We start from the raw sequence: 14,760 nt of genomic DNA, 5'->3' as shown, positions 1-14,760 counted from the left end.
CAGGAGAGAAAATGAAGATGAGAAAGAAGAGGGCTGTGCTGGCAGGTTTGGCGGCGGTCTGTTTGATCGGGATGACCGGAAGTCTGGCGGCAGGCTGCGGAAAAAAGGACGCAGTATCGGAGAAGACAGGACAGGAACATTTGACAGGGGAAAGCAAAGATTCAGTGGTCGTGACGATGCCGAAGACGTCGGAGCCGGAGGCGGGATTCGATCCGGCATATGGCTGGGGTGCCGGGGAACATACCCATGAACCGCTGATCCAGAGCACATTGACGACTACAACAAAAGACTTGCAGATCGGAAAAGATCTTGCTGTCGATTATAAAGTCAGCGAGGACGGTCTGACGTGGACGGTGACGATCCGGGATGACGTGACGTTTACAGATGGGGAAAAACTGACCGCGGAAGATGTGGCGTTTACATACAATCATTGCCGGGATGAAAGCACTGTGGCAGACTTTACGATGCTGAAAGAAGCGAGAGCGCTGGACGAGACAACGGTGGAATTTTCCATGACAAAACCATACTCGATCTGGCCGTATACGATGGCGGTCGTGGGGATCATGCCCAAGCATGCATACGACGAAAATTACGGGCAGAATCCGATTGGCTCGGGAAGATATCAGCTGAAACAATGGGATAGAGGACAGCAGATGATTTTTGAGGCAAATCCGGACTATTACGGGGAGGCTCCGAAAATGGAAACCGTGACGGTGTTGTTCATGGAGGAGGATGCGGCGCTTGCGGCAGTGCTGGCAGGTCAGGCAGATGTAGCGCACACGGCAGCTTCGTACAGCGATCAGGAAATCGAGGGATATCATCTGATGGCAGTTCATACGGTGGATAACCGCGGATTTAATCTGCCGTGCAGTGAGGAAGAGACGCGTGACGGTATTGTGTATGGAAATGCATTTACCGCGGATGTAAACGTGCGCCGCGCGATCAACATCGGAATCGACCGGGAGGAAATGATCGAGCATGTACTGAATGGATACGGAACTGAGGCGTACAGTGTCTGCGATCAGATGCCGTGGTATAATGAAAAGAGCGCCGTTTCTTATGATTCGGAACAGGCGGAACAGCTTCTGGACGAAGCCGGATGGAAAATGGCTGAAGACGGGATCCGGAGGAAAGACGGAGAGAAAGCAGCGTTCACATTATTGTTTAATAACGGAGATTCTGTCAGGCAGGCGCTTGCGGAGGACACAGCGAATCAGCTTGCCAAACTCGGCATTGAAGTGACGGTTGAGGGAGTCGGCTGGGATACCGCGTATGACCGGGCGCAGTCGGATCCGATGATATGGGGCTGGGGAGCGCATACGCCGATGGAACTTTACAACATTTACCATACGATGGGAGATGCAAAGACGGCACAGTACTCTCCTTATGCAAATGCATCGGTAGATTCGTATATGGATCAGGCGCTTGCCGCATCTTCGGAGACGGAATCTTATGAATTATGGAAAAAAGCACAGTGGGATGGTACGACCGGAATTACGCAGGAGGGAGATATTCCGTGGATCTGGCTTTGCAACATCGATCATCTGTATTTTGTGCGGGACGGACTGCAGGTTGCGGAGCAGAAGATCCATCCACACGGACATGGGTGGTCGATCGTGAATAATGTGGATCAGTGGTCATGGAATGTGGAAAACTGATCTGAAAAAAGCAGTGAATGTGGAAAACACATAAGAAATAGAAGAAATGAAGGAGGATCGCTGTGAGAGATACATGGATTCGTATCGGGAAAAAGTGCATACGGTTTTTGCTGCTTCTTTTTTGTACGAGCATCGCCGCATTTGCATTGATGAAATGTTCGCCGGTGGATCCTCTTCAGGCAAATGTGGGACAGACTGCGCTTGGCAGTATGAGCGCCGAGCAGATTGAAAAACTGGAAACATACTGGGGGACGAATGCCTCTCCGGTTCAGCAGTACCTTGCATGGATCACAGATTTTCTGAAAGGGGATATGGGAACGTCTCTTTTATATCGGCAGCCGGTCAGTCAGGTGATCGCGGTACGGCTGGCAAACTCGCTGCCGCTGCTGCTTTTTGCGTGGGCATTGTCGGGACTTCTCGGCGTAATGCTCGGCGCGGTGGCAGGGATGCGGCGTGGAAAGTGGTGCGACCGGCTGATCCGCGGGTACAGCCTGTTGATCTCGGACACTCCGGCATTCTGGGTCGCTATGCTGCTTTTGATCGTCTTCGGAGTCTGGCTTGGATGGTTCCCGATCGGGATGAGCGTACCGATCGGTGTTGCGGCGTCCGAAGTGTCTCTGGCGGAGCGGATTTCACATTTTGTGCTTCCGGCGCTGACGTTGAGTCTGACCGGAACCGCGAATATTACGTTGCACACGAGAGAAAAAATGATCGAGGTAATGGACAGCGATTATATGCTGTTTGCCCGTGCGGGAGGGGAGCGTGGGTTTCGTTTGTTTTGGCGGCACGGACTGCGCAATATCCTGCTCCCGGCGATCACATTACAGGCGGCTTCCATCGGGGAGCTGATCGGCGGTTCGGTGCTGGTGGAACAGGTTTTTTCTTATCCGGGATTGGGACAGGCGGCAGTGCAGGCAGGACTTGGAAGCGATATGCCGCTTTTGATGGCTGTGACGCTGATCTGCGCGGCGCTGGCGGCGGCAGGAAATCTGACCGCGGATATCTTGTATGGGCTGGTTGATCCGCGTATCCGGAAAGGAGGCGCACAGAGATGACGATGAGAGAACGGAGTCTGATCGGGCTGGTTGGCGCGATGTTCTTTTTGCTTGCGGTCGGAATCGGAGGGATTTACTTTGCGGATGTGGCGGTGGCGACTGATTTTACCGCGAAAAATATCGCGCCGTGTCTTGCACATCCATTTGGCACAGACTGGATGGGGAGAGATATGTTTGCAAGGACGCTACGGGGACTTGCGCTCAGTATCGGGCTTGGGATCGTTTCTGCGGCTGTGAGCGCCGGGATCGCACTGATATTGGGGATCGCGGCTGCAGTCCTTGGAAAGAAAGTGGATGCTGTGATATCCTTTTTGATCGATCTTGTGCTGGGGATCCCGCATATCCTGCTTTTGATCTTGGTCACCGTGGCATTGGGAAGAGGATTTTTCGGGGTGGCTGTGGGGATCGCTCTGACGCACTGGCCGGCGCTGACCCGTGTTATCCGGGCGGAGGTGATCCAATTGCGGGAAAGTCCGTACATTCAGGTTGCCGAGAAATTGGGGAAAAGTAAATGGCATCTGATCCGGCGTCATGTGATCCCACATGTGCTGCCGCAGTTTCTTGTCGGGACGGTTCTCCTGTTTCCGCACGCGGTGCTGCATGAATCCAGTGTGACATTCCTTGGATTTGGCTTGCCGTCGAACCAGCCGGCGGTTGGAAATATTCTGGCGGAATCCATGCGGTATCTGCTCGGAGGGCAGTGGTGGCTTGCGGTGTTCCCGGGGGTATTTTTGACGATCGTGACCGGACTGTTTTATGCGGTCGGACAGAATCTGCGGAAACTGACGGATCCGGGCAGCGTGCATGATTAAGGACGTGCATGATTAAGGGGAGGAAAAAGATGCAGAGTGAGAAAATCTTGGAGTTGAAAGAACTACATATTTCTTTTACGCAGTATACCCGCGGGCTACAGCGGCGGACGATCGAAAATGTATGTGGGCTGTCTTTTTCCACATATGCCGGAGAAGTGACCGCCCTTGTCGGTGCGAGCGGGTCGGGAAAAAGTCTGCTGGCACATGCCGTGATGGGGCTTCTTCCTTATAATGCTTCGATGGATGGGGAGATTTTTTATCGTGGAAGACTGCTGGAGAAAGAACAGATCGAACAACTGCGCGGAAGCGAAATTTTACTGGTTCCGCAGGGGGCGTCTTATTTGGATCCGCTGATGAAATCGGGCGCACAGATATTAAAGGGAAGCCGGGATCCACAGAAAAAAGCAAAGCTGAAAGAAATTTTTCAACGTTATCATTTAAAGGAGGATGCGGCGGCGCTGTATCCGTTTGAGCTGTCAGGAGGAATGAGCAGGAGGGTGTTGATCGCGGCGGCGACGATCGAAGAACCGAAGCTGATGATCGCGGACGAGCCGACACCGGGACTGGAAAAGAAGACAGCCAAGATGGTCATGGGACATTTTCGGGAACTGGCGGAGATGGGGAGCAGCGTGCTTGTGATCACCCATGATCTGGAACTGGCGGTCGAGACGGCAGACCGTATTTTGGTGATGCATGAGGGGCGTGTGGCGGAAGAGGCGTTTCCTGCGGATTTTCAGGCGGAAGAAACACTGCGTCATCCTTACACAAAGGCACTTTGGAGGGCGATGCCGTCTCATTGGTCTGTATCGGCTCGTGGTGCAAATGATGAGGAGAGATGAAGATGAAACTGGAAGCAAAAGCGCTTTGTTTTTCGTATGATATGTCCGGGATGAATGAGATCGGATTTCCGGGAAATGAGAGCAAACGAACGAAAAGAAACAGAACGACGAGGGAAATTTTATCCCGTTTCGATTTGACGCTTGAGAGCGGAGAACTGGTTGGCGCAGCAGCACCGAGTGGATTTGGAAAGACTACGTTGTGCCGTTTGCTGGCGGGATATTTGAAACCGTCCGCCGGAGAGATTCTTCTGGATGGAAAGCCGCTTGCTTCGTATCGCGGATATTGTCCGGTGCAGATGATCTGGCAGCAGCCGGAGCTGGCAGTGGATCCGAAAATGCGGATGCGGAATATGATCGCGGAGGGCGATGAGGTGGAACTTCGTGTGCTGGATGCATTGGGGATACGAGAAGAATGGATGGGACGGTATCCGCAGGAACTTTCCGGCGGAGAACTGCAGCGTTTCTGCATTGCGCGGGCGCTTGGGAAGCGCACCCGTTTTCTGCTTGCGGACGAGATCACGACAATGCTGGATCTTGTGACACAGAGTGAGATCTGGCATTTTCTGATGGATGAGATCCGGCGTCGTGGGATCGGGCTACTGGCAGTCAGCCATGACCGGGAACTGCTGGATCGGATCTGTACGCGGCAGATCGATCTTCAGGCGGAACAGGGGGCTGGGAGATGAAAGAAAAACAGGGACAAAGACGGAAAAAGATTTCTTATTTTCTGCCGTATCTTTCGTGTGTGTTGCTTCTGGTTTCCGGAATCCTGCTTTTTTGTGCGGCGAAGATACCGGGATTTGCAGACGGAGAAATGAGACTGGATGCGCCGGAGGAGACGGATGCAGTGCGGGCGATGGAGGCGCTTTCCGCAAAGTATGAATCTTTACAGGGATTTTATCCGCGTCCGAAAAAGCTGATCGTTTCGGAAATCCTTTCCTATCAGAGTCTGACGGGGATCTATGCGCCGTTTACGGTCGAGGCAAATTATAACGGAGATATGCAGTCTTATAACATTCCGTTCACTGCATGTCACGAACTGTCGCATCTGCGTGGATTTATGCAGGAACAGGAAGCGAATTTTATCGCGTTTCTGGCATGCGAGCATGCAGAGAGGATCGATTTTCAGTACAGCGGATATCTGATGGCATGGATTTACAGCACCAATGCGCTGTATCGCGCGGATCATGAGGTCTGGCAGGAAGTACGTTCCGGTCTGGATCAGAGCGTGGAGCCGGATCTGGAAGCAAACAGCCGGTTCTGGGATTCGTATGAGGGGAAAGTGTCGGAGGTCGCCAATCAGATCAATGATACTTACCTGAAAGTGAACGGGCAGAGCGACGGGGTAAAGAGTTATGACCGGATGGTGGATCTGCTGGTTTCTTACCGGAAGACGGAGCAGGAAGGAAGCAGATAAAATTCTTTCTTGTGCAACGATGTAAAGGCAGTCTATAATAAAGAAGTAGCGTCGGTGTACAAGCAGGCGTGTTTTCCCTTGTACATCGACGCTAACAACAGTGTTTGAAAAAAGAGGGAAGTGATTTTTTGGATCGGAAAATAAAAAAATGTCGTCGGATCGTACTGGGGATCGGCGTGTTTGTGATGACAGCAGTATTTACGGGATGCGCGGGAGAACAGGACCCAAAGACAGCGGAGACGCTTCTGCAGATGATGGAAAAAGAGAGCGAATTTGTGAAGTCGATGAAATGTAATCTGATCTTGGAGGCGGAAACCGGGAATGCGGGATCGGCATCCGGTGTAAAAATGGATCTGGATATGGAAACGGATCGGAAGTCGGAGGCGGTCCATGCAAAAGGGCAGATCGAAGTGAACGTACAGGGCGGAGGCTATACGCTGGACACGGAGATTTACCAGACCGAAGAAAAGGATGAGACGGTGTCTTATACCAATATGCAGAATACATGGTCGCGCAGTCCGGCGGAGGATGCGGAGATCGAATTGAGTCCGGAGATTGCGGAAGAGATCGCAGAAGAATTTGCCGAGGAAGCGGGATCGCTGACGCTGGAAGAGGAAACTGCGGAGGTAAACGGAAAAGCCTGCTATAAGCTGACCGGAGCTGTCGCAGGAGACGTTCTTGAGGGCGCGGCGGATGCGAAGATGCTCAATTCACTCGGGTTAGGCGGAAGACTGACAGAGGGGGCGTTGGAGCAGATGCGGTTCCCATGCGAGATTTTGGTTTATCAGGAGGAACTGCTTCCGGCCAGAATCTTTGTGGATCTGAAAGAAAGTGCTGCAGAGACGCTTGGTTTTGGGGAAAATGAGATCAATACTTATTATATGGATCTGACGATCCTGGAATATAATACGGCGGAAAAGGTGCAGGTTCCGGAGGAAGTCCGTACACAGGTAAAAAACGGACCGGTCGTGACCGGGATCGATCAGTTTACGGCGGAAGACGTCGGTGAAATGGATGCGGCATCGAAGTCCGAAGCGCTTGGTGAAAGCTGGGACAGTTATACGGTTCAGCTCAATGACGCGGTGGTAACATTGCCGTGTGCGGCGGCAGATCTGGAAGCCGCGGGACTTAAGATGGATCAGTCTGTGACAGCGGAAGATCAGACCGTGGAGATCGGAGAATATATAACGGGATATTACAATGATACGGCGGGAAACCGACTGAAAGTTACATTAGTCAATCCGTCGGCGGAAGCTCTGCCGGTCAGTCAATGTCTGATCGGAAGTATTTCCGTGGATACAAAGGCGCTGGAAGCCGGAGGGCTGACGGTACAGTTTCCGGGCGGCGTACAGATCGGAAGTCTGAAAGAAGATGTGCTGAAAAAATACGGGGAATGTGAGGACGTATTTGAAAATGAGTCTGTCAGTATGTATACATGGCATGATGCAGAACATTTCTTCCGCAGCTGTCAGATCAACTTTGACCCGGACGGAAAAGTATTGTCCATGCAGATGAATTGTCAGGAATAGTATCGGCGGGAAAGGGGAAGAAAAAGGAGTAGTTATTTTATGGAACAAAATCAGAAGATCCAATTATTTGAAAGTATGCCGATTCCAAAGGCGGTTGCCCAACTGAGTATTCCGATGGTGTTTAGTTCTCTTGTCATGGTACTTTATAATATGGCGGACACTTATTTTGTAGGAATGCTCAACGACCCGGTACAAAATGCGGCAGTTGCGCTGGCAGCTCCGGTGCTGCTGGCGTTCAATGCGGTCAATAATCTGTTCGGCGTCGGCACATCCAGCATGATGAGCCGTGCGATGGGACGAAAAGATTACAATACGGTGGAGGAGAGCTCGGCATTTGGATTTTACTGCGCTTTGGTCAGCGGTATTATCTTCGGGATTCTCTGCACGGTATTCGGCAGTCCGCTTCTTACGCTGATCGGTGCGGATGAGACGACGAGAGCCGCCACACAGGGGTATATGTTCTGGACAGTATCATTAGGAGCAGCTCCGGCGATCGTAAATGTGGTCATGGCATATCTGGTCCGGTCGGAGGGCGCTTCACTTCATGCGAGTATCGGAACGATGAGCGGCTGTATCCTCAATATTATACTGGATCCCATTTTTATTTTGCCTTGGGGATTGGATATGGGGGCGGCAGGCGCCGGATGCGCTACTTTTATTTCCAATTGTGCGGCGTGTCTTTATTTCTTCGTTCTGCTGTATGTAAAAAGGGGGAAAACATTTGTCTGTGTGAACCCGAAGCGGTTCCGCTTTAAGAAAGCGATCGCAGCCGAGATATGCAGTGTCGGAATCCCGGCGTCGATCCAGAATCTTCTGAACGTGACCGGAATGACGATCCTGAACAATTTTACTTCTGTTTACGGTGCGGATGCGGTGGCGTCGATGGGAATCTCTTATAAGATTTATATGGTTCCGATGCAGATCACGCTTGGATTTTCACAGGGGATCATGCCGCTGGTCAGCTATACATTTTCTTCCGGAAACCGGCGGAGAATGAAAGACACGATCTTGTTTGCGATGAAGATCATGCTTCCGATCCTTGCGGCGATGACCGTTCTTTACAACATCGGCGCCGGTGGGATCGTCCGTGCGTTTATGGATAATGAGGCGATCGTTTCCTATGGAGCGGCATTTTTGAGAGGGTTCAGTCTGGGATTTGTATTCCTGTGTGTGGACTTCTTATCTGTGGGTGTATTTCAGGCATTGGGATTTGGCAAATATGCGCTGATCTTTGCGATCATGCGGAAAGTCATATTGGAAATCCCGCTGCTGTTTTTGCTGAATTATCTGTTTCCGCTTTACGGACTGGCATACGCACAGGCAGGAGCGGAACTGGTACTGAGTATTTGCGCAGTGATCATGCTGAGGCACATTTTTAAGAAATATCAGGATAATATGTCCGTGGATTAGAAGCAGAAAAGAGATTCATTGTAAAAAAATGAAAAAACACTTGCAATCTACATGTAGATGTGTTAATATAATTATCGGTCACTGCTTAGCGGTTGACCGATAATGGCTCCATGGTCAAGCGGTTAAGACATCGCCCTTTCACGGCGGTAACACGGGTTCGATTCCCGTTGGAGTCACTGACACTTATGAATAAGTGTTATAAGGCGCAGTAGCCAAGTGGTAAGGCGTGGGTCTGCAACACCCTGATTCACCGGTTCAAATCCGGTCTGCGCCTCGTCTTAGACACCCCCGGAACGTTGGAAGTACAGCGTTCCGGGGGTGTTTGCATTTTACAGAAAAATGAAAAAGAAAGCCCTTTGAGATGATGTTTTTTGCATCTCAAGGGGCTTTGTATTTTCAGAATCGTTTTTTCTGCTCCCGCCGGAATTCACTTGGGAGCCGTCCGTATTTTTCTGTAAATGCTTTGGAAAATGCTTTACTGTTCGGAAAGCCGTTGTTCAAAGCGGTATCGCTGATCGTGTGGTTGGTTTCGAGCAGTTCCCGGTAGGCATATTCCAGACGGATTCCCTGTAAATAGGACTTGTAGTTGATTCCGGCGTATTTCTGGAACATTCGGGAAAGGTAGGCGGGAGAATAGCCGAAGATCTCCGCGAGCGTTTCAAGAGAGAGGTCTTCGGTATAATTTTCTTTGATGTAGTTCGTGATTGCGGACAATTTCGTCAGTTTTTTGCTGCGCTTTACAGCGTCACGGCTGACATCGAGTTCCCGGTATTTTGTGACAAGAAGATAGAGTAGCATATAATACTGACTCTTCACTTTCATTTCGTAGCCACAGTCTTTTCCGGTGTACGCGTCGTACATTTCGCGGATCAGCGCCATGACCTGTTCATCCTGTATTTTCGGGTCGTGCGAAAATAAGATAAATTGATCGCCGGTAAAATATTCTTCAAATGTTTTCAGCGGTATTTGAAGTACAACGGTGCGGTTCGGTTTTGGCGAATCGACGGAGTGGATCTCGTTGGAATTGACAAGAATAAATTCACCGCGGGAGAGCGGATAAGTACGGTCTCCGATATGAAAAACGAGTCCTCCGTCAAGCACTGCGAAGATCTCGATCGAACGGTGCCAGTGCTTGTCCCGAAAATAGTTGCCGTCCTTTCCCTCGAAAAGGAACATTTTAAACGGCAGATCTTTATTTGGCATGATCAGTTCATGACTGTACTGCATGGTGACCTCCTGAATGATGTTTCTTAATGATTACTCTTTATATTATCTGGTTTTGTATTTCTTGCTTTATTGTAACATAAAAAAGGACAAAAAAGTGCCATGTTTTAGATAAATAAATGGTCGAGTTTCACAAAAAATCTTGCTATGATATTGGCATACAGGGAAATCGGAAAGGAGGACTTTGATGAAGATCCAAAATGTGAATGACGAATCATTCAAAAAATACGGAAAAGTTCTGAACGGATATCATGTAGCCGGTATCTTAAAAGAAATGGAACACACACCACTCACAAAAGAGGTTGTATATGTTCCGTCAGTTGAAGAGATGGAGGCGCTGCCGGACGCGGAGGAGATGAAGAACCGTGCGTTTGGAGGACTGCCGATCCAGATCGGGTATTGCAACGGAGACAACAAGAAGCTGAATGCGCTGGAATATCACCGTTCTTCGGAGATCAATATCGCAGTGAATGATCTTGTGCTTTTGCTGGGAGCAGAGCAGGATATTCAGGCGGACTATACATATGACACTTCGCTTGTGGAGGCGTTCCTCGTTCCGGCGGGAACGGTGATCGAAGTATATGCGACGACGCTGCACTATGCGCCGTGTACAGCGGAGGGCGAGAGCGGATTTCGCTGCGTAGTCGTACTTCCGGCGGGAACAAACACCGATCTGACATTCCCGGCAGGGGAGGACGGTGAAGAACGTCTGATTACCGCAAAGAATAAATGGCTGATCGCCCATGAGGAAGCCGGGATTGACGGTGCGTTTTGCGGATTGAAAGGCGAGAATATCGAGATCTGAGCCGAGAGAAAACGGGTAAGGTGAAGAAAGACGCAAAGATAAAACAAAGAAAGTCAAGAAAGCAAAGAAAGTCAAGAAAGCAAAGAAAGGAAGTATTACAATGAATAACATGCCAGAATTGAAAATCGGAGTTGTTGCAGTGAGCAGAGATTGTTTTCCGGAGAGTCTGTCTGTAAGCAGAAGAGAAGCTCTGATGAAAGCATACAAAGAAAAATACGGAGACGCGGATATTTACGAATGTCCGATCTGTATCGTAGAGAGCGAGATCCACATGGTACAGGCTCTTGAGGATATCAAGAAAGCAGGATGTAACGCGCTTGTTGTATATCTTGGAAACTTCGGACCGGAGATTTCCGAGACACTGCTTGCAAAGCATTTTGACGGGCCGAAGATGTTCGTTGCGGCAGCGGAAGAAAGAGGCGACAACCTTGTTCAGGGAAGAGGAGACGCATACTGTGGTATGCTCAACGCAAGCTACAACCTGAAACTGAGAAATGTAAAAGCATATATTCCGGAATATCCGATCGGAACCGCAGAGGAATGTGCGGATATGATCGCGGAATTCCGTCCGATCGCCCGTGCAGTCATCGGATTGAACAGCTTAAAGATCATCAGCTTCGGACCGCGTCCGTTGAACTTCCTCGCATGTAACGCACCGATCCAGCAGCTCTACAATTTGGGCGTCGAGATTGAAGAGAACTCCGAGCTGGATCTGTTTGAGGCATTCAACAAACATGCAGGAGACGAAAGAATCCCGGCAGTGGTGAAAGAGATGGAAGAAGAACTTGGTGCAGGAAATAAGAAACCGGAGATCCTCGCAAAACTGGCGCAGTACGAACTGACCTTAAAAGACTGGGTAGAGGAGCACAGAGGATACCGCAAATATGTTGCGATCGCAGGAAAATGCTGGCCGGCATTCCAGACACAGTTCGGATTTGTTCCGTGTTATGTGAACAGCCGTCTGACCGCACAGGGCATTCCGGTATCCTGCGAGGTAGACATTTACGGAGCGTTGAGCGAGTTTATCGGAACCGTAGTCAGCCAGGATGCAGTGACGCTGCTTGACATCAACAACAACGTTCCGGCAGATATGTACAAAGAAGAGATCGAGGGCAAATTCCCATATACACACAAAGATACATTTATGGGATTCCACTGCGGAAATACAGCGTCCAGCAAGCTTTCATTCTGTGAGATGAGATATCAGCTGATCATGGCGAGATCTCTTCCGGAAGAAGTGACACAGGGAACACTTGAGGGTGACATCGCACCTGGAGATATCACATTCTTCCGTCTGCAGAGCACAGCAGACTGCAAACTGCGCGCATACATCGCACAGGGAGAAGTGCTTCCGGTAGCGACACGCTCTTTCGGATCCATCGGTGTATTTGCAATTCCGGAGATGGGAAGATTCTACCGTCATGTATTGATCGAGGGCAACTATCCGCATCACGGTGCAGTGGCATTTGGCAACCATGGAAAAGCATTGTTTGAAGTATTCAAATACATCGGCGTTCCGGTTGAGGAGATCGGATATAACCAGCCGGCAGGCGTACGTTATCCGACGGAGAATCCGTGGAAATAAGAAAATTTTAAAGGACATAAATCATCAGGATAATCCCAAGGGGACGGTTCCCTCTTTTTGAGAGAGCTGTCCCTTTTCAATAAAAACAAGGAGGGAAACGTTATGTTGTATATTGGTGTTGATCTCGGAACTTCTGCGGTAAAACTGCTGTTGATGGACGAGAACGGAAAGATCCACAAAATCGTGTCAAAAGAATATCCGCTGTATTTTCCGCATCCGGGATGGTCGGAGCAGGATCCGAAAGACTGGTTTACACAGTCTATGGAGGGAATCCGGGAATTGACGGCGGAGTGTGATAAAAGTCAAGTAGCCGGAATCAGTTTCGGCGGACAGATGCACGGGCTTGTCGCATTGGATAAAAATGACGAGGTGATCCGCCCGGCAATTCTCTGGAACGACGGAAGAACCGAGAAAGAGACCGATTATCTGAATCAGGTGATCGGGAAAGAAAAATTGTCAGAGTACACGGCAAATATTGCATTTGCAGGATTTACAGCGCCGAAGATCCTATGGATGAAAGAAAATGAGCCGGAAAATTTTGCGCGGATCGCAAAGATCATGCTTCCGAAAGATTATCTGGCATACCGCTTAAGCGGCGTACACTGCACCGATTATTCGGATGCGTCCGGCATGCTGCTTTTGGATGTGAAAAATAAATGCTGGTCAAAAGAGATGATGGAAATCTGTTCAGTGACAGAAGAGCAGCTTCCGAAATTATATGAGAGTTATGAAGTTGTCGGAACATTAAAGCCGGAGATCGCGGCAGAATTGGGGCTTTCGGAGAATGTCAAAGTAGTTGCGGGCGCCGGAGACAATGCGGCGGCGGCAGTCGGAACAGGAACCGTCGGGGACGGAATGTGCAACATTTCACTCGGAACGTCCGGTACGATTTTTATTTCCAGCAAAACGTTCGGTGTGGATGAACACAATGCGCTTCATTCGTTTGACCATGCGGACGGATATTATCATCTGATGGGATGTATGCTGAGCGCGGCTTCCTGCAACAAATGGTGGATGGATGAGATTTTGAAGACGGCGGAGTATTCCAAAGAGCAGGAAGCGATCACGAAACTCGGCGAGAATAACGTATTCTATCTGCCGTATCTGATGGGAGAGCGTTCTCCGCACAACGATCCGAAAGCGCGCGCGGCATTTATCGGAATGTCGATGGATACGACAAGGGAGGAGATGACGCAGGCAGTGCTGGAGGGCGTGGCATTCGGACTTCGCGATTCGCTGGAAGTGGCGAAAAGTCTCGGTATCCGGATCGAGCGCACGAAGATCTGCGGCGGCGGCGCGAAGAGTCCGCTTTGGAAAAAGATCATCGCAAATGTGATGAATCTGAAAGTAGATGTGATCGAAAGCGAGGAGGGACCGGGATACGGCGGCGCGATTCTTGCGGCGGTCGGCTGCGGTGAATTTGCGTCTGTGGAAGAAGCGGCACAGAAATTGGTAAAAGTTGTGGATACCGTGGAGCCGGATGCAGAGCTGGCGGCAAAATATGAGGAACGGTATCAGAAATTCAGAAAGATCTATCCGGCGGTGAAAGGACTGTTCCGGGAACTGGCGTAAGGAAAGGATTAAAAATCCGGTATTCGGCAAGAAAAGTGGAAGAATGGAAGTTTTTGGGGAAAACATCAAAATAGGTGCTTTCCCCTTTTTTGTATAGTGTGTCCAGCGAAGCTGGACCACACTTGCCGGTGCAAGTCCGGTCACGGTAATCGCCAGTGAGCCGTGTAGCTAAACTCGGTGCGTTGTAGTAATACAGGGTGCTAAGCGAGTGGATAAAGTAACCTTGATAAGAGGAGCGAGCAAACATGCAGACCGTAACATAAAGTGAATTCTGCCGTATCGTTAAAAAGGTCTCGAAAGAGAGTAAAGAGAAGTTGAGTCTTGTGTATATAGGCGAAAACCATGGAACGTGTGAAGAAACTGGAAAGCAGCACGGAAGAATCTCTCGGTATATAGGAAACGGTATGTATGGAAAGTGTGGTTCGGAACTGGAGAGACCCTACCCATCACCGAAAGGTAAAGAGAAAGCGTATAAGCTTGGCGAAATCGCATTTCTGATGGGAGGGAGTCGGAGAGGAACATAGTACCGATAATGATTGTGCAAGAAAACGCAGTTTATGGGAAGGCTCCTTACTTCATTCATGTTTGTAGAGAGGGGAAGAGTGAGAGAATGTCATGAAGACTAACAACTCCAAAGAAAAAGTTCGACAACTTCAAAACAAACTATATCTGACAGCCAAGAAATGTAACAGCCGAAGATTCCATGCACTATACGATAAAGGGGCTGTAAAAAAACTCCCCTAATAGAAAATCGCTCAGACCTTACGGTCTGGGCGATTTTTGGTATAATGAATTATGCTACTAAATCAAAATACCAATGATAATTATACAGCTCGTCAGCTGAAATTACCATT

General features: G+C 49.6%; 12 protein-coding genes and 2 tRNA genes. 13 read left to right on the top strand and 1 reads right to left on the bottom strand.

Annotated elements, in window-relative coordinates; genetic code table 11:
* Nucleotides 1-11 precede the first annotated feature (11 nt).
* The 10 genes from I2H87_RS13125 to I2H87_RS13080 all read left to right on the top strand — a co-directional run bounded on the left by I2H87_RS13125 (nucleotide 12) and on the right by I2H87_RS13080 (nucleotide 8,994).
* Nucleotides 12-1,658, top strand: a complete 1,647-nt coding sequence (locus tag I2H87_RS13125; protein ID WP_117549909.1) for an ABC transporter substrate-binding protein — start codon at nucleotides 12-14, stop codon at nucleotides 1,656-1,658.
* Between the two features lie 62 nt (nucleotides 1,659-1,720).
* Complete coding sequence (locus I2H87_RS13120; RefSeq protein WP_117549906.1) at nucleotides 1,721-2,713, top strand: ABC transporter permease; 993 nt, start codon at nucleotides 1,721-1,723, stop codon at nucleotides 2,711-2,713.
* Nucleotides 2,710-3,525, top strand: a complete 816-nt coding sequence (locus tag I2H87_RS13115) for an ABC transporter permease (protein ID WP_117549904.1) — start codon at nucleotides 2,710-2,712, stop codon at nucleotides 3,523-3,525. Before I2H87_RS13120 ends, I2H87_RS13115 begins: the two co-directional genes overlap by 4 nt.
* Before the next feature lie 29 nt (nucleotides 3,526-3,554).
* The gene (locus I2H87_RS13110; protein ID WP_117549902.1) at nucleotides 3,555-4,364 is read left to right on the top strand and encodes an ATP-binding cassette domain-containing protein; all 810 of its coding nucleotides are present in this window, start codon (nucleotides 3,555-3,557) and stop codon (nucleotides 4,362-4,364) included.
* Nucleotides 4,365-4,366: 2 nt separating this feature from the next.
* Nucleotides 4,367-5,050, top strand: coding sequence for an ABC transporter ATP-binding protein (locus I2H87_RS13105; protein ID WP_022151204.1), 684 nt, complete (start codon nucleotides 4,367-4,369; stop codon nucleotides 5,048-5,050).
* Nucleotides 5,047-5,781, top strand: coding sequence for a DUF3810 domain-containing protein (locus I2H87_RS13100; RefSeq protein ID WP_117549900.1), 735 nt, complete (start codon nucleotides 5,047-5,049; stop codon nucleotides 5,779-5,781). Before I2H87_RS13105 ends, I2H87_RS13100 begins: the two co-directional genes overlap by 4 nt.
* Before the next feature lie 128 nt (nucleotides 5,782-5,909).
* Entirely contained in the window at nucleotides 5,910-7,310 is a 1,401-nt protein-coding gene (locus I2H87_RS13095) for a DUF6612 family protein (RefSeq protein WP_009266991.1), read from the top strand.
* 39 nt (nucleotides 7,311-7,349) lie between these two features.
* Complete coding sequence (locus tag I2H87_RS13090) at nucleotides 7,350-8,720, top strand: MATE family efflux transporter (RefSeq protein WP_009266990.1); 1,371 nt, start codon at nucleotides 7,350-7,352, stop codon at nucleotides 8,718-8,720.
* 104 nt (nucleotides 8,721-8,824) lie between these two features.
* Nucleotides 8,825-8,896, top strand: a tRNA-Glu gene (locus I2H87_RS13085).
* Between the two features lie 26 nt (nucleotides 8,897-8,922).
* A tRNA-Cys gene (locus I2H87_RS13080) sits at nucleotides 8,923-8,994 on the top strand.
* A 122-nt stretch (nucleotides 8,995-9,116) separates the two neighbouring features.
* Here the strand turns inward: I2H87_RS13080 and I2H87_RS13075 are convergent.
* Nucleotides 9,117-9,947 (bottom strand): AraC family transcriptional regulator, encoded by an 831-nt coding sequence (locus I2H87_RS13075; protein WP_009266989.1) that lies wholly within the window; start codon nucleotides 9,945-9,947, stop codon nucleotides 9,117-9,119.
* A gap of 184 nt (nucleotides 9,948-10,131) precedes the next feature.
* On the opposite strand from I2H87_RS13075, the gene I2H87_RS13070 reads away from it, so the two are divergent.
* From I2H87_RS13070 to xylB, 3 genes are all read left to right on the top strand, one after another.
* The gene (locus I2H87_RS13070) at nucleotides 10,132-10,749 is read left to right on the top strand and encodes a DUF4867 family protein (RefSeq protein ID WP_009266988.1); all 618 of its coding nucleotides are present in this window, start codon (nucleotides 10,132-10,134) and stop codon (nucleotides 10,747-10,749) included.
* Between the two features lie 100 nt (nucleotides 10,750-10,849).
* Entirely contained in the window at nucleotides 10,850-12,334 is a 1,485-nt protein-coding gene (locus tag I2H87_RS13065) for an L-fucose/L-arabinose isomerase family protein (protein ID WP_009266987.1), read from the top strand.
* A 102-nt stretch (nucleotides 12,335-12,436) separates the two neighbouring features.
* Nucleotides 12,437-13,906: a xylulokinase gene (gene xylB, locus I2H87_RS13060; RefSeq protein ID WP_195610242.1), complete on the top strand. Its 1,470-nt coding sequence runs from the start codon at nucleotides 12,437-12,439 to the stop codon at nucleotides 13,904-13,906.
* The last annotated feature ends 854 nt before the right edge of the window (nucleotides 13,907-14,760 follow it).

Origin of the sequence: Mediterraneibacter glycyrrhizinilyticus, from assembly GCF_015560805.1 — a bacterium.
GTDB lineage: Bacteria > Bacillota > Clostridia > Lachnospirales > Lachnospiraceae > Schaedlerella > Schaedlerella glycyrrhizinilytica_A.
The sequence above is the reverse complement of the archived record's forward strand: the minus strand, read 5'-3'. Positions and strand labels throughout refer to the sequence as shown.